Raw genomic sequence first — 22,301 nt, 5'->3', positions numbered from 1 at the left:
GATGAGACCAACGGCCCCCCTTTCCGGGCCGATGTGACCGATGACCGCGCGTTCAGGCCGTGGAGGGGGCCGAGCTCGCCTGCTGCTCGCGCAGGCGGACCGCCAGCAGCACCGCCAGCAGCACCGCCACCGTGACCGTTCCGGCGACCAGGCCCAGCTCGACCCGCAGGTACAGGTCGCTTCCGGCCGCAGTCACGAGGGCGAACACCGCGACCCCGGCCGCCCAGCCCAGGGCCATGCGGGCCGGAGACGCCAGCGCGATGAGCGACTGGCCGAGCGCCACGGCCAACATGAACACCGCGCTGCTCAACGCCAGCAGGCCCAGATCGCGGTTGCCGAGCACGAACCCCTCACCGAAGGTCAGCCGCACCACGGTCGGCCCGATCGACCACGCCACCAGCGTGGCCACCACCCCCAGACCGCCGACCGCCACCAACAGCTTGCGCAGCGCGGCATGGAAGTCGTCCCAGCGGTGGCCACCGGCGAGCAACGCCAGCTTGGGCAGCAGCGCCGCCTGCACCGCCTGGAACAGGAACAGCGGCACGCGGGCGATCAGCAGCCCGGCGAGGAACCGGCCCGCCTCGGCGGTCTGGCCGTCGGTGGCCAGGATCTCGATGGCGAGGGGCCCCGCGTTGAGCAGCAGGGCGGTGAGCATCGACCCCGCGAGCAGCGCCCCGAGCGACGCCGTCAGCTCGCCGGTGCGGGCCCGTGGTCCGGGGCTGACCAGGCCACGCTGGCGGGCCAAGGCCACCGCCACCGCGATGAACGGCACCAGCCCCACGGTGAGGCCGTAGGGGCCGGCCGTGGCGACCCCGAGGGCGAGGAACCCGACGCCGACCGCCACCCGCAGCGCCCCTTCGGTGGCGAAGTAGGTGGCGTAGCCGTCGAAGCGGCCCTCGCCGGCCAGCACCCCGCGCACCAGATGGGCGATGCAGTAGCCGACCAGCGCGAGGACGAACCCGGCGAGCAGCAACGCCTGCTCGTCGAAGAACAGGTCGTAGATCCACGGGGTGGCGGCCAGGGTGGCAACGCTCACCACGATCAGCAGCGCGCCACCGAGGACCGCGGCCTGGCGAATGACCGCCGACGCCCCCTCGCCGCGTGCCCGGCGGGCGGCGACGGTGCGGCTCACCTCCTGCTCGACGGGAAGGAACAGGCCCGGCGCGGCCAGGAACACCGCCGCCCACAGCACCGCCAGCGCGCTGAACCGCTCCTCGCCCAACCCGCGCGCGGCGAGCACGGTGAAGGCGTAGGCGCCGATGCCGTTGGCCAGCAGCCCGATGCCCACCGAGAAGGTGCCCTCGGGCAGCGGGTTGACGCGGCGGAAACGCTCGAGGAGCGACCCCGCTGACGCATCGGTGGACATGGCCGGCGAGACTAATGGGGGTCGACTAGACCCGCCGGCGCCCCCGACCGCGAGTGACGGGCCGGACGCTCGGCTCGGCTCGGCCGGACCGCTCAGCTCAGGCGGAGGCTCCGACCGGCGCCTGGACGGGGTGCGGAGCGCACAGCTCGTCGTACTCGGCGATGACCAGCTGGTCGGGGTCGACCGAGCACGCCGGGCAGTTGGGGTCGCGGCGCACCTTGAAGGTGCGGAACGACTGCTCGAGCGAGTCGTAGGCCAGGAGGCGCCCGACGAGCGGATCGCCGATGTCGAGGATGATCTTGATGGCCTCGAGCGCCTGGATCGAACCGATGATGCCGGGCAGCACGCCCAACACCCCGGCCTCGGCGCACGACGGCGCCAGCTCGGCCGGAGGCGGCTCGGGGAGCATGCAGCGGTAGCACGGCCCGTCGTGGGGGGCGAACACCGTGACCTGGCCCTCGAACCGGAAGATCGAGCCGTGCACCACGGTGGTGCCGGTCTTCAGCGACGCATCGTTCAGCAGGTAGCGAACGGGGAAGTTGTCGGCACCGTCGATGACGATGTCGTACTGGGACAAGATGTCGACCACGTTGGACGCGTCGAGCCGGGTGTCGTGGGCGATGACGTCGACGTCGGGATTGAGCAGGGTGAGGGTCTTCTTGGCCGAGTCGACCTTGCGCTCGCCGATGCGATCCATGTTGTGCAGGATCTGGCGCTGCAGGTTCGACTGGTCGACCACGTCCATGTCGACGATGCCGATCGTTCCGACGCCCGCAGCCGCCAGGTACATGGCCGCCGGTGAACCGAGGCCGCCCGCGCCGAGCAGCAGCACCTTGGCGCCGAGCAGCTTGAGCTGGCCCTCCTCGCCGACCTCGGGCAGGGTGAGGTGACGCTGGTAGTGGTTGCGCTGCTCGGGGGTGAGCACCTGAGGCGTGACCCACGCGCGGCCCTCGTCCTTCCAGCGGTTGAACCCGCCCATCATCGACGAGACCTCGGTGTAGCCCAGCTCTTCCATGGTCTTGGCGGCGAAGGCCGACCGGGTGCCGCCCGCGCAGTAGATGACCACCGGGGTGTCCTTGTCGGCGATGCGGTGCTCGATGTTGCTCTCGAGCTGGCCGCGGGGGATGTGGGTGGCCCCAGGGATGGCACCCTGCTCGTGCTCGTCGGGCTCGCGGACGTCCAACAGGACGGTGCCCGGGACGGCCCGTTCGAGCTCGGCGGTCTCGGTGTCGACCTCGCGGATCTGGGCCTTGGTCTGGTTCAACAGCTCACGGAAACTCGGCATGGGACAAAGCCTACCGAACAAGTCAGGAATCGGAAACCCGGTCGAGGATGCGGCGCACACGCCGGGCCAGCTCCGCGGGGGCGAAGGGCTTGGCCAGGAACTCGACCTCGGCGGTCGGGACCCCGTGGCGGATCACCGAGTTCTCGGTGTAGCCCGACACGTACAGCACCGCCAGGCCCGGCATCATCTCGTCGGCAGCCACGGCCAGGTCGTGGCCGCTCCCGCCGGGCATCACCACATCGGTCACCAGCAACCGGACCGGTTCGTCGCCGGCACGCAACACCTCGAGGGCCTCGTCCATGTCCGCGGCGGTCTGCACCCGGTAGCCGTGTTCGCGGAGCACCCGGGCGGTGAAGGCCCGCACGCTGTCGTTGTCGTCGACGACCAGCACCGCCTCGTCGCCGCCGATCCCTTCTGCGTGGTCGCCGTCGTCGATCAGCGCCGGGTCGGGCACAACATGCTCGGAGAGCGGAAGGTAGATCCGCACGGTGGTCCCGACCCCCGGTTCGCTGTAGAGCGACACGTGCCCACCGACCTGCATGACCATGCCGTGGACCGACGCCAGACCAAGACCGGTGCCGACACCGGGCGGTTTGGTGGTGAAGAACGGCTCGACCGACCGGGCCAGCACCTCGGGATCCATGCCGATGCCGTCGTCGGAGACCGACACCACCCCGAACCACCCGGGCCCGAGGTCGGGCACCTGGTCGGTGTAGGACTCGGCGAGCTCGGCGGCGGCGATCTCGACGACGAGGTGCCCACCACCGGGCATGGCCTCGACGGCGTTGGCGACCACCCCGGTGAGGGCCTGGTGGAACTCGGCCCGGTCGGCTTCCACCAGGACCGGCTCGGGGCGCCACGACATCGCCAGCTCGACCTCGTCGGGCAGCACCCGACGGATGAGGGGCTCGAGCGAACCGATCAGCTCGTTGAGGTCGACCACCCGCGGCCGGATGATCTGGCGGCGCGAGAAGGTGAGGAGCTGACGGGTGAGCTCGCCCGCGCGCTCCCCCGCATCGCGGATGGCCTCGACGTCGACCCGGTTGGGATGGTCGTCACCCAGATCGTCTGCCAGCAGCGCGCAGTGACCGGCGATGACGGTGAGCAGGTTGTTGAAGTCGTGGGCGATGCCGCCGGCGAGGGTCGCAACACTCTCGACCCGTTGGGCCTGCGACAGGCGCTCCTGGAGCTTGCGCTGGGGGCCGATGTCCTGGAAGAAGACGGTGACGCCCTCGTCGCTGGGATAGGCCCGCACCGCGTACCAGGTGTCGAGCGGTTCCGGGTAGTAGGTGTCGAAGGTGACCGGCACCTGCTCGTCGGCCACCCGCCGGTAGTTGGTCTCGAACTCGGATCCGATCGCGGCGGGGAACGCCTCCCACACCACCCGGTCCAGCAGCTCCTCGCGCTCGTGGCCGAGCACCCGACAGGCCTCGTCGTTGACATAGGCGAAGCGCCAGTCGTGGTCGAGCACGAAGAAGGCGTCGCTGATCGACTCGAGCGTGGCCTCGAGGCGCCGGCGGGCGCGCTGCTCGGCCGCCTCCAGCGCGAGCTGTTCGGTGATGTCGCGAAAGCGCACCGCCAGGTGGTCGCCCACCCGGTTGGCCCGCAGCGCATACGTGCCGCCGAACTGGGGCGACTCCGAGGTGAACTCGACGGTCTGCACCCGGTCGTCGCCCGCGTGGAACACGTCGATGTACCAGTCGAGCAGGCCCGAGGCGCGGTTCTCGGGAATGACCTCGACCAGGCCCCGGTCCCGCCACTGCGACTCGTCACCGAACCCGATCGTGCGGGCACCCGACGGGTTGAGATAGCGGATGAGGAGCTCGTCGATGCTCCCGGCGTCGTCGACGCGAGGCTCGAGGATCATCACGCCGTCGTTGGCGGTGTCGCCGAGCTGCCGGAAGACCTCGGCCACGACGGCAGGCCACTCACCCATCGACGTGCTGACCGATCGGTGCCGGGCGGCCCAGGTGGTACCCCTGACCCAGGTTGATGCCCATGGCCCGCAAGGTGTCGAGCTCGTCGGCGGTCTCGATGCCCTCGGCCACGACGTGGCCGCCGAAGCTCTCGGCGAACCCGGCGATGCCCAGCAGCAGCGCCTGACGGGCGGGGTCGGTGTGGATGGCGCTGATCCACCCGCGGTCTACCTTGACGAAGTGGGGTCGCAGCGCCAGCACGTGGCGGAGGCTGGCCCAGCCCGAACCGGCGTCGTCGACCGACATCCGAACCCCCGGGCCCAGGTTCGCCACGGCCTCGCGCACCAACTCGTAGTCGTCGACACGCTCGTGCTCGGTCACCTCGAGCACCAGGGGCCGCTCGCCCGCCAGACGGACCACCGAGGTGAGGTCGTGGCGGGTGAGCAGCTCGGCCGACACGTTCACCGACAGGTAGCGACCGGGTGCCAACCGGGAGGCCTCCGAGACCGCGGCGTGCAGTGTGGCCAGCTCGAGCTCGATGCCGAGCCCGACACGGATGGCCTCGGCGAAGCGGAGGTCGGGACGGGCACCGTCGGCGAAGCGGGTGAGCGCCTCGTACCCACGCACCTCGCCCGAGGTGAGATCGACGATGGGCTGGTAGACGGGGTGGAAGGCGACCTCGGTGATCACGCTCTGAAGCTCAGCCAGCGCCGCCGCGGTGTCGCCGGACTCGAGGCTGGGCATGAGCACCCGTTCGACCACCGGCGCCAGATCGATCGCCGAGCTGAGGATCCCCCGCAGATCCTCGGTGCGGTCGCGACCGGGGTCGGTGCCCAGCGCCAGCGCCGCGCTGGTCGTCCCGGAGGCGCCGGTGAGCCCCGCCACCACCGCAGCACCGGGAGTCTCGCCGACCAGGTCGCAGCCGGACTCCCCGTCGAGGAACCCGGCCCCGCCGGCCAGCACCTGCGCCAGCTCGGCCGCAGCCCGTGGCTCGACCGGCTGCCCCGGCTGGCGCACCGCAACCCCGTTGTGGTCGAGGCCGGCCAGGAACCGTGCCGAGCCGCCGGGCGCCATGCTGAGGACCGTCGCCGCGCTGACGCCCGGAAGGCGCACCAGCATGCTCGCCACCTCGGTCGCGATGTGCGACGGTGAGCCGCCGGCACCGATGCCGGCGATCGACCCGGCCAGCCGGGCCCGCTCGTGCAACGACTCCTCGACGTGCGAGCGCCACGCATCGCGCCCCCGCAGGTGGGACTGCACCCGCGCCACCAGCTCGTCGAGGTCGACCGGCTTGGCGATGAAGTCGTCGGCGCCCGCTTCGAGCCCCGACACGCGGCGGTCGGGGTCGGAGTGGCCGGTGACGAGCAGGACCGGCAGCGTCGCGGTGTCTGGCACCGCACGGAGCCGGGCCAGCACCGTCGTGCCCGACAGGTCGGGGAGCCCGTCGTCGAGCAGGACGACATCGATGTCGTGACGGTCGATCGTCTCGAGCGCCGTCTGGCCGGTGTCGGCCTCCATGACCTCGAATCCACGCCGTTCGAGCGCGCGAACGAACATGCGCCGAATCGCGGGGTCGTCGTCGACGACGAGGATCGTCGGTTCGTCGACTGAGTTCACGCGCGGTCCTTGCAGAGGGGGTTCTGACGGCGCAGCGCCGACAACATACCCCGTCGCCCACGGCGGAGCGCGGACACGGCTAGCCGTCCAACGCCCCGTGGACGGCGTGCAGCAGCGCATCGTTGCTGAACGGCTTCGGCAACCAGGTGACTCCGTGGCGGTCGCCCGCCCCGTCCATCCCGTCGGCGCCGATCCCACCGCTGGCCACCACGATGGGAAGGTGCTCGTCACGACCACGCATGGCGTCGAGCAACGCCTCGCCCGAGGTGCCGGGGACGTTGAGGTCGGTGAGCACCGCATCGACCGAGTTCGCACCGAGCAGCTCGAGGGCCTCGTCACCGTCGCTCGCCATCAGCACCTCGTATCCCGCCCCCTCGACGACCCGACACACCAGGCGGGCCACCATGGCCTCGTCCTCGACGACGAGCACCGTGGCCACACCGCCCTCGGCCCGGGTCGGCGACGGGGGCCGACCGTTCGAGCGGCCGTCGACGACCACGCCATCGGCGCCATCGACAAGCGGGTGCTCATCGACGATCGCGACCGGCAGGAAGACGTCGAACACGGTGCCCTCGGCCGAGGTGTCGACATCGATGAAGCCACCGTGGGCCTGGACGACCGCCAGCGAGGTGGGAAGACCGAGTCCGGTCCCCTCCCCCGGCGGCTTGGTGGTGAAGAACGGATCGAACAGCTCGTCGACGTGCTGGGGATCGATGCCGGTGCCGGTGTCGGCGACGCGGACCCGCACGTAGGGTCCCTCGTGCTCGGCATCGTCGGGTGGCGCCGCCGGTGAACGCACGTGCTGCGACACCTCGACCACCTCGGACGCCACGCTCAGCCAACCGCCGTCGGGCATGGCATCGCGTGCGTTGACGAACAGGTTCAACAGGACCTGCTGGAGCTGGGTGTGGTCACCGACCACGTTGACCTGCTCGACGGCGGTCGCGACGTCGATGCGGATGGTCGCCGGAAACGTCTCGCGCACCATCGACAGGACCGAGTCGACCAGGGGACCGACCTCGACCTGCTCGCGCCGACCGCCGCCGCCCCGAGCGAAGGTCAGGATCTGCCGGCACATCCGGGTGGCCAACTGGGTGCTGGTGCGGATCTGGGCCACCGCCTGTCGATTCGACCCGTCGAGCTCGGGCTCGAGCTGGTCGGCCAACAACAGGATGGGGGTCAGCACGTTTCCCAGGTTGTGGGCGATGCCGCTGGCGAGGCTCCCGAGCCCTTCGAGGCGCTGGGCCCGAAGCTCACGGTCCTCGACCCGACGCTTGGCTGTGATGTCGGTGATGCCACCGACCATGCGCACCGGCGCGCCCGCGTCGTCGCGAACGACGGTGCCGCGATCGTGCACCCAAATCACCGTGCCGTCACGGTGCAGCATGCGGTACTCGCAGGACCAGGGCGAGTCGACGCGCACGGCTCGGTCCAGCTCGGCGACGACCCGGTCGACGTCGTCGGGGTGGATCAACTCCACCCACGCGTCGATCGTGGGCTCCAGCTCGTCGAGCGGGTAGCCGAAGGTGGTCGACATCCCCTCGCTCCACCACAGGTCGCCACCGACCAGGTCCCAGTCCCACAGCGCGTCGTTGGTGGCGTTGCACAGGAGCCGGAACCGTTCGCCGTCGACTGCCGGGGCAAGCTCGTCGGGATCGTGGATGGTCATCGAGCCTCCTGCTGGCACGAGTGCGAACGGAACAGCACCATTCGTCTCACCGGCAAGGCTAGCGGCAGGCGCCGCCGGGACGTGGCCGATGTCACAAACGTCGCTCAGCCTGCCCCGCGGCCGACGATGGTGGGGAGCACCTCGCTGATCGAGCCCCGGATCGCAGCGTCTGCCACCTGGTCGAAGGCGGTCTCGGAGCCGTTCACGATCACGACCTCGGCCCCGGCCGACTTGGCGACGGGGACGACCTCGGCGATGGGATACACGGTCAGGGTGCTGCCCACGGCCAGCATCACCTCGCACTCCTGGGCCGCGACCTCGGCCCTGGCCAGCGCCCGCTGGTCGAGCGACTGACCGAAGCTGACCGTGGCCGACTTGAGGATGCCGCCACAGCTTCGGCACTCGGGATCGTCCTCACCCGCACGCACCCGGTCGAGCGCACGCTGCATGGGTGCCCGCTCGTCGCAGGACAAACACATCACCTCGTGCAGGGTCCCGTGGATCTCCACCACGCGGTCGGCGCTGTTGCCCGCCTTCTGGTGCAGCCCGTCGACGTTCTGGGTGATGAGGGTGTGCAACCGGCCCTGGGCCTCGAGGTCGGCGAGCGCGAGGTGCCCGGCATTGGGCTCGGCGCCGAAGGAGCGGTTCTCGAGCCGCGAACGCCACGCCCGCCGGCGCACGTCGGGGTCGGAGAGGTAGTGCTGCAACGTGGCCAGCTTCTCGGCCTCGGGGTTCTTGGTCCACACGCCCTGCGGGCCGCGGAAGTCGGGGATGCCGCTGTCGGTGGAGATTCCGGCGCCGGTGAGCACCGTCACCGAGGTGGCCCCGCTCAGGATCCGGCGGGCCCGCTCGACCGCATCGGTGTCGGGGACGAGGTCGCTCATGCCCGCAAGCCTAGCGACGAGCGGCTCCGCATCCCGGTGGGGCTCCGGGCGATGGGAGCCCCTTCAGGCCCACCCGCCGGCGAAGGCCACGAACTGGCCGGTCGCGAACCGGCTGCGGCCGTCGGGGTCTTCGGCCCGGCTCGCACGCAGGAACGCCGGGAAGTCGATGAAGTTGGTGCCGACCGCGTTGACCTGCACGTTGCGGTCGGCGACCTCGGCGGCGACGTTGCGCACCAACATGTTGGCCCCGGCTCGAGCCGACGAGTAGAGCGGGGCGCCCGGGGTCGGTCTGGCTCCGGTAGCGCTGGTGAACACCAGGACCTGGCCGTCGCCCTGCCCGACCATGACCGGGGCGTGCCCGCGGCCGAGCAGCTCGGCCATGTTGGCGTAGTAGAAGCGGTTGCGGGACTCGGCGCGTGCTCGAGGCGCTGCAGGGGCTCCTCGGTGCGGCGGAAGGCGCGCTGGCCGTAGTCGAGGTGGCGCATCCACGAGACGACCCAGCCCGCGCCCTGCTCGATGCTGGCGCCCCGCAACTTGGGGAACCGGTCGAACAGCCCGTCGTACGTGGAGGACGAAGGGGACGTCGGCCTCGGCCAGGGTGTCCCAGACCGGATCGAGCGCCGGGCGGGTGGGGGCGATCCCATCACCGGGCCCCGCGGCCACACGCCGGGCGGGGTGCCACCGACTCCCTTGACACAGGTGAGTACATGAAAGACACTGAAACATACCGACGCTTTCTCCCCGACCTGTCCCGTAACGCCTCAGGAGGCCCGCCGTGCCCGTTCCCGCCAACGCCCAGCCCTTCGACACCCCGACCCTGCAGGTCAGGCCCTGGACCGATCCCGTCGTCGACGAGCTGGGGTTCGATCTCCGCTCGCACTACGTCGAGCGCTACTGGCTGAGCGTGCTCGGCCCCTCGACCACCTTCCTCCTGCGCCGCGTCGCTGCCGGGTTCGACATCGACCCCGACGGCTTCGAGCTCGACCTCGCCGAGACCGCTTGCGGGTTGGGTCTGGCCGCCAGGGGCGGGCGCAACTCACCCTTCATGCGGGCCCTGGCGCGCTCCACCAAGTTCGGACTCGCCCGCCTGCACCACGACACCTTCGACGTCCGCCGCCGCGTCCCACCGCTCAACCTGGGCCAGCTCGCCCGCCTCCCGGAGTCGCTCCAAGCAGAGCACGCGGCCTGGCAGGCCAGCACCATGTCGTCGGGCTCACCCGCCGAAGCCCAGCAACGTGCCCGCCGTCTCGCCCTCGGGCTGCTCGCGAGCGGCGAGGCGCTCGACACCATCGAGCACCGGCTCCACCAGTGCCGGTTCCACCCCGCCATGGCCCACGACGCCCTGCGGTGGGCGGTCGAGCGCCACGACCAGGGCGATGCCGCCTGAGCCCAGGCCTGGCTCGCCTGCCCGGCTCGTGTGCCTTTAAGGATGCTTTCAACGCCCGGTCGACCATGGGCCCATGGTCGACCGAACCGACACCATCGCCTCGAGCACCGCCGATGTCCTCGCCGCTCGCGACGGAGACCGCGACGCCTTCGCCCGACTCGTCACCAGCCACATGGGGCTGCTGCACACCGTCGTGCGCGACCACGTGCACGCTCCCGACGACGTCGCCGACTGCGTGCAGGAGACCACTACTTTCGGGGCGATGTCCACGGGACCCCCGCCGAACGGTGCCAGGAGGCCCTCGACCGGCTGCCCCCGGGCGACAGCGCGCTGCGGGCCCGACTGCTGGCCGACCTGTCGGCCCGGTTGGACACCTCGACCCTGACCGGAGAGAGCCGGCGGCTGGCGACCCAGGCCGTCGACATGGCACGACGCCTCGGCGATCCGGTCGCACTCGGCTACGCCCTCATCGCTCAACAGGCGACAGACCTCGGCCCCCGTACCCTGGCCCGCCGCACCGCGACCGCACGCGAGATCCTGGTGCTCGCCCGGCGCGCCGGCGATCCGACCCTGGCGGTCCAGGGGCGATTCCTGCTGCTCAACGCCCTGCTCGAACGCGGCGACATCCGCGGCCTCGACGCCGGCATCACCGAGTCGCCCGAGGCCGCGGGTCACCTCGTCGACCGCAACCACGCCCGGTTCGCGCTGTGGCTCGCCTGCAGTCGTGCCCTCCTCGCGGGCGACGCCGACCGCGCCGAAGAGGTCGCCGAGCGGTACCTGGCCCTGGCCATCGACCACGGCGAGCCCTACGCCCCACGGGTGTTCGGCGGTCAGCTGGGCGCGATCCGCTGGCTCCAGGGCCGAGTGCTCGAGCTCGAACAGGTGTATGAGGACCAGGCTCGGGCCAATCCCGACGAGGCGATGTGGGCGGCCGTGCTCGCCTCCCTCCGGTCGAGCGACGGTCGATTCGACGCCGCACGCGAGGCGCTGGCAGCGATCGGCGACCTCGGCACCGTGCCCGACGGGATGCACTGGCTCGTGACCATGGCCCTCGGCGCCGCGGTGTGGGGACCGGTCGCGCGCCCCCTGGGCCTGCTGGCCCTGCGCCTCGGCCACACCGAGGAAGCGCTGTCCCACCTCGCCCACGCGATCGAGGTCAGCGCCCGCATCGGCTCGCGTCCCCGGCTCGTCGAAGCCAAACTCGAGCTGGCAGCGGCACTGCTGGAGACCGGAAGGGCCGACGATCACCGGATCGCCGATCTGGTCGCCGAGGCCCGGGCCGACGCCGACGAGCTCGGGCTCACCCAGTTCCTCGAACGGGCCGAGCACCTCATGACCGAGGTCGGGCGCCCATCCTCCCGGGGGGCTCCTTCCCCGCCCCCGCAGCGCCCCACGATCTCGGTACTCGGCACCTTCGAGGTGGCCTCGGCCGACGGGCGGGTGGCGAAGTGGTCGTCCCGCAAGGCGCGGGAGCTGTTGAAGATCCTCGTCGCCCGCCGGGGTACCCCGATCCATCGGGAGGTGCTCATGGACCTGCTCTGGGCCGGTGTCGAGCCCGAGGCGTTGGGAAACCGGCTGTCGGTCGCCCTTTCTACCGTGCGACGGACCGTCGACCCCGACCGGTCGCTCCCACCGGGGGCGTTCATCGCCGCCGACCGCTCGGTGGTGTGGCTGCGACTCGACCGCGTCGACGTCGACGCCGAGCGCTACCTCGGCCTCGCCCACGAGGCCCTCACCGCCCACGCCACCGATCGGGCCGACGCCGCCGATCTGCTGGCGGACGCCGCAGCCGCCCACCGCGGGCCGGCGCTGCCCGACGAGCCCTACGCCGAGTGGGCGTCGGCGCTGCAGAGCGAGGTGACCTTCACCCAGCTTCGGGTGCTCAAGGCGCTGGCCGACCAAGCGCTCGCCGCCGGCGACGATCTGGTGGCCGCCGACGCACTCCAGCGCCTCATCGAGAGCGACCCCCTCGACCACGCCACCCACACGAGTCTGGTCACGGTGCTCGAACGCATCGGGGCGGCAAGCCTGGCCGCCTCCGAACGCCGGCGCTACGACGCGACCCGAACCTCACCCTGACCTCATGGGGGCCACCTCGCCCCAGGCCAGAGGGCCTATGGCTTGGTCAGCTTCTGGACGAACTTGAGGATCTCGATGTGCTTCTTGGTGTCCTGGATCATCAGATCGACCAACAGGGCCAGGAACGGCCATGTCTTGTCCTGCTGCAGCGCCTTCTTGAGCTGACGGAGCTCCTTCGCGTCCTCCCGTTCGAAGGCGAGGAGGCGCTTGGTCTCCTGATGGATTCGGCGATCGGGGTACCGGGCGGCGCTGGGAACGCTCGGCTCGACGTCGACATCCCACACGAAGCTCTGCACCGTGTTGAGCATCTCATCGATCGTGCGGTGGTGGCGCCGCTCGTCCTCGAGGATCAGTCGCATCAGGTAGGCGTGCCCACCGTCCTCGGTCTCCTCCGCCAGGCGCGCATAGCTCGCGAGCGCCTCGCCCTCACGGGGACCGTGCGACTTCAGCATCGAGATCACCCGGTGCTCCAGGTCGTGATCGGGGCCACGATGGCTGTCGGATCGATCGGCGTGGGGCTCCGTGTACATCATCTGTCTCCTCGACTCATGTTGTGACCCCCATCTCAGCATTGCACACCGCATGCCGACAGGGCCGAACGTCCCGTATCCCTGGCGATCGAGCTAGTTGACGGGTTCGAAGCTGTCGAGCAGGTCGAGGAGCAGGCGCACCCCGAAGCCGGTGCCGCCCGGGGTCAGCTCACCCTTGTCGTCGTCGCCGAACGCCGGACCGGCGATGTCGACGTGTGCCCACGGGATGCCCTCGCCCACGAACTCACGCAGGAACAGACCCGCGACGAGCGCGCCGCCGTAGCGTCCGGCGCCGATGTTCTTCAGGTCGGCCACCGTGGAGTCGAGCTGGGGCCGGTAGTCGTCGGGAAGCGGCAGCGACCACACTCGTTCGCCGGTGCGTGCGCTCGCCGCCTCGACCTGGGCGACCCACCCGTCGTGGTTGCCCATCAACCCGGCGATCCCTTTCCCCAACGCAACCATCTGGGCCCCGGTGAGCGTGGCGACGTCGACGATGGCGTCCGGGTCGGCTTCCGAGGCCAGGCACAGCGCGTCGGCCAGCACCAGGCGGCCCTCGGCGTCGGTGTTGAGGACCTCGACGGTGGTTCCGTTGCGGATGGTGAGCACGTCACCGGGCCGCGTGGCATCGGGGCCGGTCATGTTGTCGGTGAGCGGCAGGTAGCCCACCACCTCGACCTGAGGGGCCACGGCGTTGATGGCGGCGAAGGTGCCGAGCACCGCGGCCGCTCCTGCCATGTCGTCCTTCATGGTCGACATGCCGTCAGCGGTCTTGATCGAGAGCCCGCCGGAGTCGAAGGTGATGCCCTTGCCGACCAGGGCCACGGTGCCCCGCGCCGTGCCCGTGGGCGTGTAGGTGAGGGTGATGAACCGCGGCCGCTGCTCGGAACCCCGGTTGACGCCGAGCAGTCCACCCAGCTTCGCGTCGGCGATCGCCCGCTCGTCCATCACCGAGATCTTCAGCTTCTCGCGCCGGGCCATGGCCCGTGCCGCCTTGGCCATCTCGACCGGGGTCATCGTTCCCCCCGGTTCGTTGACCAGGTCGCGGGCCCAGCACACCGCCTCGGCGATCGCCGCTCCCCTGGCCACCGCGTCGCTGACCTTCTTTCCGCCGAGGCCAACGACGGCGACCTTGGTGAGCGCGGAGGGAGCCGGCGCAGCCTGATAGGACCGGAAGCGGTAGCTGGCCAGGGCGACACCCTCGACCACCGCCTGGGCGGTGGCGACCCGCAGCGCATCGTCGTCGACCCCGCCCAGGATGTCGATCGCCGCCGACTCGTGGCGGCTCGCCGCCCTGGCGAGGGCCGCCCCCGCCGCACGTGCCGCCTCGGTGTCCATCTCGCCAGAGGGACCCAGCCCGAGCAGCACCAGGGTCCTGCCGTCGGGGCCGGGCACGACCGTCGACTGGCCACGTCCGCCCGTGAAGCCCCTCGCCTCGAGGTAGCTCGCCGGGACATCGACCCCAGCCTCGGCGAGGGTCTCGAACGCCCCCTCGTGGACACCGACCCCGAGCGCATCGATGCGGCGGGGACGAGACCGGGCATGGGTGAAGGTGATGGTCACGAAGGCAAATTCCTTTCCAGGGTGTCAGGGGTCGAGCGTGGACCGGCTGGTGAGCGACTCGCCCTCCTGCCAGCGGGCCATGGCCCACAACAGGTCGGAGAGCCGGTTCAGGTACGGCACGACCTGCGAATCGTCGGCGCAGGCCGACATGGTGACCCGCTCGGCCCGCCGCACGACGGTGCGGGCCAGATCGAGCTGGGCGGCGACGACGTTCCCACCGGGGATGACGAACTCGGTCGGCATCTCGAAGCGGTCGGAGATGTCGTCGATCCGCACCTCGAGGGCGTGCACCATCTCGGCGGTGACCCGAGTGGTGCCGTCAGTGAGCTTGTGGTGGTTCGCAGGGGCGGTGGCCACCTCGGCCATGAGCACGTACAGATCGCGCCCGAGCCGCACCAGCATCTGGTCGAGCTCGCTGTCGGGTTCGACCTGGGCGCGGGCGACGCCGAGCACCGCCTGGGCCTCGTCGACGGTGCCGTAGGCGGCGGGCAGCTCGGAGTCCTTGCGCACCCGGCCCCCGTAGAGGAGCCCGGTGGTGCCGTCATCGCCGGCTTTCGTGTAGATCTTCACGAGCGTCGAGGCTACCGGCCACGGTTTCGCCCCGGACGCACGATCGACGATCCCAATTGCCAATACCAGAATCTGGTTATAGTCTCAGCTCGAAGAGCCATCCGGCAGCGACCCGCCCGCGTTCGCGCCACCACATCCGCACACAGAGGGGGCCCGATGACCACCGACACCGCCCAGGAGACGGCGACCTCACCAGCACGCCTCGAGTGGCGTGTACCCGACGACCTGCCTGAGCAGGCACGCGCGGGTCTGATGGGCCCCGGTGCGCCCTTCGAGATGGCCCAGCAAGTCGTCGCTGGATACGGGCGCACCGTGTTCCCGAACGCGCCCCGCACGCTTCGTCAGCTCTTCGAGACAACCGTCGCCCGCCAACCCGATGCACCCATGCTGGTCGACGCCGCGACCGGTCGCTCGTGGACCGCGACCGAAGTGCGAGACGAGGTCGACGCCATGGCCCGCTACCTCGCCCGGGAGCACGGCGTCAGTCACGGCGATCGGGTCGGCATCGTGGCCGCCAACTCGCCGGAGTACGGCTTCGTGATGCTCGCCACGCTCTCCCTCGGCGCGATCATCACCAGTCTCAACGGCTGGTGGACCGGCCCGGAGATCGTCTATGGCATCCAGCTCACGTCACCGAAGGTGGTGCTCGGCGACGAGCGCCGCCTCGAGCGACTCGCTGGCGAGACCGAGATCTCCGAGGTCCCTACCGTGCTGTTGACCGCGGCCCACGCCGCCGCCGAAGCCCTCGATGCCGCCGACGTAGACCCGGTGAACGACGCCGACCCCGACGACCCTGCGGTGATCCTCTTCACCAGCGGCACCACCGGGCGACCCAAGGGCGCCACCCTCTCGCACCGCAACATCGTCCACTTCGGCTGGATGAACATGCTGAGCGGAGCAGTGGAGATGATGCGCAACCCATCCCCTTCCGACGACCAGCCCGCCACCCCTCCCGCGTCGATCCTCGCCAGCCCCATGTTCCACGTGTCGGGGATGCTCGGCATGCTCATGACCGCAGCTGGGATGGGCGTCAAGAGCGTGTTCCCCCCGCCAGGGCGCTGGAGCTCCACCGAGCACATCCGCCTCACAGCGAAGCACCGCATCACCACCTGGTCGGGCGTGCCCACCCAGTGGTGGCGCATCCTGCATGACCCAGAGCTCGAAGAGCACGACCTCACCTGTGTCACCAACGCGGGCGGCGGAGGAGCGGTCTTCCCCCCAGAGCTGGTCCGGGAGTTCCAGGAGAAGATGCCCTGGGCCACCCTCGGCAACGGCTACGGAATGAGCGAGACCGTGGGGGCCGGCACCCGCATCGGCGGAGAGCTGATGATCCAGCACCCAGACTCGGTCGGTCCGGCCAATCCGACGATGGAGATCGAGATCCGCGACGGCCTCAGCAATCCTCTTCCCGAGGGTGCGGTAGGCGAGATCCACCTACGAGGCACCCCCGTGTTCCTCGGATACTGGGACAACGGCGAGGCCACCCGAGCCTGCATGGACGGCGAAGGCTGGTATGCCAGCGGCGACTACGGACGGATCGAGAAGGGATTGCTGTATCTCGAGAGCCGCATGCGAGACATGATCCTGCGGGGTGGGGAGAACATCTACCCCATCGAGATCGAGAACCGGCTCGTCGAGCACCCTGACATCGACGACGCCGCGGTGATCGGTGTCGACCACGTCGAACTCGGCCAGGAGGTCAAAGCCTTCGTCCTGTTGCGCGACGGCGCTTCGATGGCAGCCAACGACGTGAAGCAGTGGGTGGCCGAGGGCCTCGCTGCGTTCAAGGTGCCAGCCCACGTCGAGTTCCGAGACTCGCTGCCCTACACCGAGACCGGCAAGGTATTGAAGCACGAGCTCGAGGCCGAGGAGCGCGCCCAGAAGAGCTGAGCGACCATCCGGGCCGGCGAGCCAATGCGTGCGGGGCCTCCGGAAACGCCAGTTACCCTGACGCCAATGGGATTCCTTGACGTCGCACGCGAACGGGTACTCGTCTACGACGGCGGGTTCGGCACCTACATGCAAGCCCAGGCGCTCACCGCCGACGACTTCGGCGGCGAGGCGCTCGAGGGCTGCAACGAGATGCTGGTGCTCACCCGCCCCGACCTGGTGGCCAAGATGCACGACGACTACTTCGCCGTCGGGGTCGACGTGGTCGAGACCGCAACCTTCGGGGCCTTCGCCATCCCCCTCGCCGAGTACGACGCCGGCGATCAGGCCCACGAGATCAACATCGCCGCCGCCCGCATCGCTCGGGAGGTGGCCGACCGCCACTCCACCCCCGATCACCCCCGGTTCGTGGCCGGCTCCATCGGTCCGGGCACCAAGATGCCCACCCTCGGCCACATCCCCTTCGCCGAGCTCCGCGACGCCTACGAGATCCAGTGCCGGGGGCTGCTCGAAGGTGGCGTCGACGTCTTGTTGATCGAGACCCAGTACGACCTGCTCGGCGCCAAGGCCGCCATCATCGCCGCCCGACGGGCCATGGCCGCCACCGGCGTCGAGGTGCCGCTGCAGGTCCAGGTCACCATCGAAGCGACCGGTCGCATGCTGGTCGGCACCGAGATCGGCGCCGCGCTCACGACCCTCGACGCCATGGACGTCGACGTCATCGGCATCAACTGCGCCACCGGCCCCGCCGAGATGAACGAGCACCTACGCCACCTGTCCCAGCACAGCGTCCGTCCCATCTCGGTGCTCCCCAACGCCGGCATGCCCTCGGTCGTCGACGGCGAGATGCACTACGACCTCACCCCGACCAGCTCGCCGAGCACCACGCCTGGTTCATCTCCGAGCTGGGGGTCAACATCGTCGGCGGGTGCTGCGGCACCACCCCCGAGCACCTGCGGGCGGTGGTCGAGCGCGTCCGCGGGCTCGAGCCCGCGCCTCGCGACCCCGTCGACGACCCGGGCCTGGCCTCCATCTACACCCACATGCCCTACGACCAGTCGCCGTCGTTCCTCGTCGTGGGCGAGCGCACCAACGCCAACGGTTCGAAGAAGTTCCGCGAGGCGCTGCTCGATGCCGACTGGGACACCACGGTCGCCATGGCGGTCGAGCAGGTGAAGGAGGGCAGCCACGTCATCGACGTCTGCGTCGACTACGTGGGGCGCGACGGCGTGGTCGACATGGACGAGATCGCCAGCCGGTTCGCCACCCAGTCCACCGTGCCGATCATGGTCGACTCCACCGAGCCGCCGGTGGTCGAGGCCGCCCTGAAGTGGATCGGCGGCAAGCCCATCCTCAACTCGGTCAACCTCGAAGACGGTGCCGAGCCCGGCACCCGACTCGCCCGGTTCCTCGAGCTGGCCAAGGAGTACGGGGCGGCGGTGGTGTGCACCTGCATCGACGAGGAGGGCCAGGCCCGCGACCGCGACTGGAAGCTGCGGGCCGCCCGCTCGATCTACGACCTCGCCACCGAGCGCTACGGCATCGCCCCCAGCGACCTCATGTTCGACCCGCTGGCACTCACCCTCGCCACCGGCATCGAGGAGAGTCGCAAGGACGGCCTCGAGACCCTCGAGGGCATCCGCCTCATCAAGTCCGAACTGCCGGGCGTCCACACGGTGCTCGGGTTGTCCAACATCTCGTTCGGGCTCAAGCCCGCCGCCCGCCACGTGCTCAACTCGGTCTACCTGCACGAGTGCCAGGAGGCGGGGCTCGACGCCGCCATCGTCCACGCGGCCCGCATCATGCCGCTCAACAAGATCCCCCAGGAACAGATCGATGTCTGCCTCGACCTGATCTATGACCGTCGCACCGCCGACTACGACCCGCTCGAGGCGCTCATGGCCGCGTTCGAGAATGTGTCGGCCGCCGCGGTCGAGAAGGAGGACCGGTCCGGCTGGCCCGTCGACCAGCGGCTGAAGCAGCGGATCATCGACGGCGAACGCACCGGCCTCACCGAGGAGCTCGACGAGGCCCTCGCCTCGGGCATGACAGCGCTCGCCATCGTCAACGACGTGCTCCTCGAGGGCATGAAGGTCGTCGGCGAGCTGTTCGGCTCCGGCGAGATGCAGCTTCCGTTCGTGCTCAAGTCCGCCGAGACCATGAAGGCCGCGGTGGCCCACCTCGAACCCCACATGGAAAAGCGCGAGGACGATTCCGGCAAGGGCCGCATCGTGCTGGCCACCGTCTCGGGCGACGTCCACGACATCGGCAAGAACCTGGTCGACATCATCCTCACCAACAACGGCTACGAGGTGCACAACCTCGGCACCAAGGTGGCCATCGGCGACATGGTGTCCACCGCACAAGACATCATGGCCGACGCCATCGGCATGAGCGGGCTGCTGGTCAAGAGCACCCTCATCATGCGCGACAACCTGGAGGAGCTGAACCAGCGCGGCCTGGCCGAGATCCCCGTGCTGCTCGGTGGCGCCGCGCTGACCCGCACCTACGTCGAGAGCGACCTGCGAGGTGTGTACGACGGTCGCCTCTTCTACGGCAAGGACGCCTTCGAGGGCCTGCGGGTGATGGACCGCCTCCTCGAGATCCGCAAGGGCGGACTCGACGATCCCGAGTTCGGACACGAGCCGCCCTCCAGGGTGCTGCCCAAGCGCGAGAAGACCGAGATCGACCCTTCGACCATCCCCGCCCGCTCCCCCGAGGTCGCCACCGACAACCCGATCTTCACACCACCGTTCCTCGGGTCCAAGGTCATCAAGGGCATCGCCATCGACGACATCGCCACCTACATCAACGAGACGGCGCTGTTCCGCAACCAGTGGCAGTTCCGTCCCCAAGGCGGCGAGTCCGACGACGAGTTCAAGGCCAGCATCCGCCCGGTGCTGCGCGAGCAGCTGGCCGCGGCCAAGGCCGACGGCATCCTCGTCCCCCAGGTCGTCTACGGCTACTTCGCGGCCAACGGCGACGGCAACGACCTCGTGATCTGGAAGGACGAGTCGCGCACCAGCGAGTGGGTGCGGTTCTCCTATCCCCGTCAGCAGACCGAGCCGTGGCTGTGCATCGCCGACATGGTGCGGCCGATCGACTCCGGCGAGACCGACTACGTGGCGTTCCACATCGTGACCATGGGCGAGGCGGTCTCGGAGCGCACCGCCGAGCTGTTCGAGGCCAACGAGTACCAGGAGTACCTGCTGGTGCACGGACTCGGGGTCGAGATGGCCGAGGCCCTCGCCGAGCTGTGGCACCGCCGCATCCGCGAGGAGTGGGGCTTCGCCGACGAGGACGGTCCCACCCTCCAGGGCCTGTTCCGCCAGCAGTACCGAGGTGGCCGCTACTCGTGGGGCTACCCCGCGTGCCCTGACCTCGAGGACAACATGGCGGTGGCCGAGCTGTTGGGCGCCGACCGCCTCGGCATCGAGGTCAGCGCCGAGACCGGCTACCAGTACCAGCCCGAGCAGACCACGTCCGCGGTCATCTTCCACCACCCCCGGGCCAAGTACTTCATCGCCAGGTAACGTCACTCGGCGATGAGTTCCCGGCTCGGGGGAGGTCTCAACAGCCATGGACGACACCTCACCCATCCTGCTGGTCGGCACCCGCAAGGGCGCATGGTTGCTGTCGGGTGACGCCGACCGCGACACGTGACCAGTACCGACCCGATGTTCCCCAACACCGTTCGGCTGCACCCGGCAATGCCCGACCGTCTCTACCAGCAGAACCACTGCGGCATCTACCGGCTCGACCGGTCGTCGGACGCCTGGATCCCGCATCGGCGAGAACGCGCCCCGGAGAGTTCGGCGACATCGAGTTCCCCATCGAGGTGCACCCCGCGACCCCGACACCGCATGGGTGTTTCCCATGGACGGCACCGAGGTGTGGCGCCGCGACGAGCTGCTGACCGATCTCGACCGCCGGTACCCGGGGATCCGGTTCCGGATGGTCGACGAGCAGGGTCGACTCCGACCGCACATGTCGATCTTTTCGGCGACGAACGCTGCCGCGACCTGTCGAGCCGACGGCGTCGACGAGGTGGTGATCATGCAGGCCCTGTCCAGTGGCTGAGGGCACGGCCGCCGACGCGTGATGGGGAGAGGCACTCCCCAAGGACGAGATCCTAGTTTCAGCAAGTAGAAGGACGGCCCTTGCCACACACCGGACGAGGTGACTAGAATCTGATTCTGTTGGGTCGGGGCACGGGAACCAGACCGGTTCCCAACGTGAACGCACCCCGCGACATGAAAGAGGACGGCCATGGCTACCCACGTGGACTTTGAGTACTTCGACTGCGACAACCACTTCTACGAGCCGCTCGACGCCTTCACCCGGCACATCGAGCCCGAGTTCAAGAAGCGCACGATGCAATGGGCCGAGAGCGATGGCAAGACTCGTCTTCTCGTCGCCGAGAAGGTCAACCGCTTCATCCCCAATCCCACGTTCGACCCGATCTCCAAACCGGGCGCGCTGGATGAGTACTTCCGGGGCCGCAATCCCAAGGGCTCCGACACCCGTGAGCTCTTCGGCGAGCTCGATCGAATGGAAGACCATCCCGAGTACCGCGATCGCGAGGCCAGGCTCCGGTTGATGGACGAACAGGGCATGCAGGGAGCGATCTTCCTCCCCACTCTCGGTGTGGGCATGGAGCAACCCCTGCTCCACGACCCCGAGGCCCTGGTTGCAGCGTTCCGGGCTTTCAACCGTTGGATGGACGAGGACTGGGGCTTCGCCTACCAGGAGCGCATCTTCGCCGCCCCGCTGCTCACCCTCGTCGACCCTGAGGCCGCGGTCGCCGAGCTCGAGTGGGCGCTCGAACAAGATGCCCGCTTCGTCCTGATGCTGCCCGGGCCTGCCATGACCCCTGCCGGTGGCAGGTCCCCGGCCGGACCCGAGTACGACCGCCTCTGGCAGCTGCTCAACGACTCGGGCGTCACGGTGGTCCTACACGGTGGCGACAGCTGGTACAGCAGCTACATCCGAGATTGGGGCGAGACACGGGAGATGGAGGCCTTCCGGCAGAACCCGTTCCGGTCGCTGGTGTCGAGCAACGCCATCCAGGACACCATGGCCAACTACCTGGCCCAGGGCCTGTTCGAGCGGTTCCCGAACCTGCGGATCGCCTCGATCGAGACCGGATCGGACTGGGTCTTCCACCTGTACGAGAAGCTCACCAAGTCATACGGGCAAACCCCTCAGGCTTATCCGGAGGATCCGCGCGAGACCTTCAAGCGTCACGTCTCGGTGTCGCCGTTCTACGAGGACCAGCTCGACCGGCTCCGCGACCTGATCGGTTCCGAACGCATCCTCATGGGGTCGGACTATCCCCATGCCGAGGGCCTGGCTGAACCCTCTTCCTACATCAAGGATCTGCGGAACTTCAGCTTCCCAGAAGACGAGTGTCAGATGATCATGCGCGACAACGGGATCGCGTTGTCCCAACGGCGTCCCGTCTGACACGACGTCCCCTTCGCCTCGGGTTCAGGGGTGATCGCTTCCCCCACTCACCTCTGAACCCGAGGATGAATCAGGTGCAGCC

General features: G+C 69.6%; 17 protein-coding genes and 2 pseudogenes. 9 read left to right on the top strand and 10 right to left on the bottom strand.

All coding sequences use genetic code 11. The features are described from left to right. Window positions 1-52: 52 nt before the first annotated feature. The 7 genes from U5K29_08765 to U5K29_08735 form a co-directional block, all read right to left on the bottom strand. Window positions 53-1,366, bottom strand: coding sequence for a hypothetical protein (locus U5K29_08765; GenBank protein MDZ7678631.1), 1,314 nt, complete (start codon window positions 1,364-1,366; stop codon window positions 53-55). 97 nt (window positions 1,367-1,463) lie between these two features. After that, window positions 1,464-2,651: a molybdopterin-synthase adenylyltransferase MoeB gene (gene moeB, locus U5K29_08760; GenBank protein ID MDZ7678630.1), complete on the bottom strand. Its 1,188-nt coding sequence runs from the start codon at window positions 2,649-2,651 to the stop codon at window positions 1,464-1,466. A 22-nt stretch (window positions 2,652-2,673) separates the two neighbouring features. Continuing rightward, the gene (locus tag U5K29_08755) at window positions 2,674-4,566 is read right to left on the bottom strand and encodes a PAS domain-containing protein (protein MDZ7678629.1); all 1,893 of its coding nucleotides are present in this window, start codon (window positions 4,564-4,566) and stop codon (window positions 2,674-2,676) included. Window positions 4,567-4,579: 13 nt separating this feature from the next. Then, complete coding sequence (locus U5K29_08750) at window positions 4,580-6,184, bottom strand: EAL domain-containing protein (protein MDZ7678628.1); 1,605 nt, start codon at window positions 6,182-6,184, stop codon at window positions 4,580-4,582. Window positions 6,185-6,263: 79 nt separating this feature from the next. Beyond that, window positions 6,264-7,853 (bottom strand): PAS domain-containing protein, encoded by a 1,590-nt coding sequence (locus U5K29_08745; protein ID MDZ7678627.1) that lies wholly within the window; start codon window positions 7,851-7,853, stop codon window positions 6,264-6,266. 104 nt (window positions 7,854-7,957) lie between these two features. Further along, window positions 7,958-8,737: an NAD-dependent protein deacylase gene (locus tag U5K29_08740; protein MDZ7678626.1), complete on the bottom strand. Its 780-nt coding sequence runs from the start codon at window positions 8,735-8,737 to the stop codon at window positions 7,958-7,960. Between the two features lie 63 nt (window positions 8,738-8,800). After that, on the bottom strand, window positions 8,801-9,118 hold the full coding sequence (locus tag U5K29_08735) for an SDR family NAD(P)-dependent oxidoreductase (GenBank protein MDZ7678625.1): 318 nt from the start codon (window positions 9,116-9,118) through the stop codon (window positions 8,801-8,803). Window positions 9,119-9,512: 394 nt separating this feature from the next. Between U5K29_08735 and U5K29_08730 the strand changes: the two genes are divergently transcribed. The 3 genes from U5K29_08730 to U5K29_08720 all read left to right on the top strand — a co-directional run bounded on the left by U5K29_08730 (window position 9,513) and on the right by U5K29_08720 (window position 12,203). Continuing rightward, entirely contained in the window at window positions 9,513-10,124 is a 612-nt protein-coding gene (locus U5K29_08730) for a hypothetical protein (protein MDZ7678624.1), read from the top strand. Between the two features lie 73 nt (window positions 10,125-10,197). Next, a complete protein-coding gene (locus U5K29_08725; GenBank protein ID MDZ7678623.1) occupies window positions 10,198-10,509 on the top strand; it encodes a hypothetical protein in 312 nt (103 codons plus the stop codon). Between the two features lie 38 nt (window positions 10,510-10,547). Further along, window positions 10,548-12,203, top strand: coding sequence for a BTAD domain-containing putative transcriptional regulator (locus U5K29_08720; GenBank protein MDZ7678622.1), 1,656 nt, complete (start codon window positions 10,548-10,550; stop codon window positions 12,201-12,203). A 35-nt stretch (window positions 12,204-12,238) separates the two neighbouring features. Here the strand turns inward: U5K29_08720 and U5K29_08715 are convergent, their stop codons facing one another. The 3 genes from U5K29_08715 to U5K29_08705 all read right to left on the bottom strand — a co-directional run bounded on the left by U5K29_08715 (window position 12,239) and on the right by U5K29_08705 (window position 14,863). Further along, window positions 12,239-12,736: a hypothetical protein gene (locus U5K29_08715; GenBank protein MDZ7678621.1), complete on the bottom strand. Its 498-nt coding sequence runs from the start codon at window positions 12,734-12,736 to the stop codon at window positions 12,239-12,241. A gap of 90 nt (window positions 12,737-12,826) precedes the next feature. After that, window positions 12,827-14,293 carry a leucyl aminopeptidase gene (locus tag U5K29_08710; protein MDZ7678620.1) on the bottom strand — a complete coding sequence of 489 codons (1,467 nt, stop codon included), beginning with the start codon at window positions 14,291-14,293 and terminating at the stop codon, window positions 12,827-12,829. A gap of 24 nt (window positions 14,294-14,317) precedes the next feature. Further along, entirely contained in the window at window positions 14,318-14,863 is a 546-nt protein-coding gene (locus U5K29_08705; GenBank protein ID MDZ7678619.1) for a cob(I)yrinic acid a,c-diamide adenosyltransferase, read from the bottom strand. 156 nt (window positions 14,864-15,019) lie between these two features. Between U5K29_08705 and U5K29_08700 the strand changes: the two genes are divergently transcribed. The 6 genes and pseudogenes from U5K29_08700 (at window position 15,020) to U5K29_08675 (ending at window position 22,219) form a co-directional block, all read left to right on the top strand. Further along, window positions 15,020-16,753, top strand: coding sequence for a class I adenylate-forming enzyme family protein (locus tag U5K29_08700; protein ID MDZ7678618.1), 1,734 nt, complete (start codon window positions 15,020-15,022; stop codon window positions 16,751-16,753). Between the two features lie 24 nt (window positions 16,754-16,777). Next, window positions 16,778-17,563: pseudogene (locus U5K29_08695) on the top strand (homocysteine S-methyltransferase family protein). After that, a pseudogene (locus tag U5K29_08690) lies at window positions 17,485-17,675 on the top strand (hypothetical protein). Before U5K29_08695 ends, U5K29_08690 begins: the two co-directional pseudogenes overlap by 79 nt. A gap of 121 nt (window positions 17,676-17,796) precedes the next feature. Further along, a complete protein-coding gene (locus U5K29_08685) occupies window positions 17,797-20,286 on the top strand; it encodes a dihydropteroate synthase (protein ID MDZ7678617.1) in 2,490 nt (829 codons plus the stop codon). Window positions 20,287-20,629: 343 nt separating this feature from the next. Beyond that, window positions 20,630-20,833 carry a hypothetical protein gene (locus U5K29_08680; protein MDZ7678616.1) on the top strand — a complete coding sequence of 68 codons (204 nt, stop codon included), beginning with the start codon at window positions 20,630-20,632 and terminating at the stop codon, window positions 20,831-20,833. Between the two features lie 189 nt (window positions 20,834-21,022). Continuing rightward, a complete protein-coding gene (locus U5K29_08675; protein MDZ7678615.1) occupies window positions 21,023-22,219 on the top strand; it encodes an amidohydrolase family protein in 1,197 nt (398 codons plus the stop codon). Window positions 22,220-22,301: the final 82 nt, after the last annotated feature.

Source organism: Acidimicrobiales bacterium, assembly GCA_034521975.1.
Classification (GTDB): Bacteria; Actinomycetota; Acidimicrobiia; order Acidimicrobiales; family SKKL01; genus SKKL01.
This window is presented reverse-complemented; position numbering and strand designations above follow the sequence as displayed.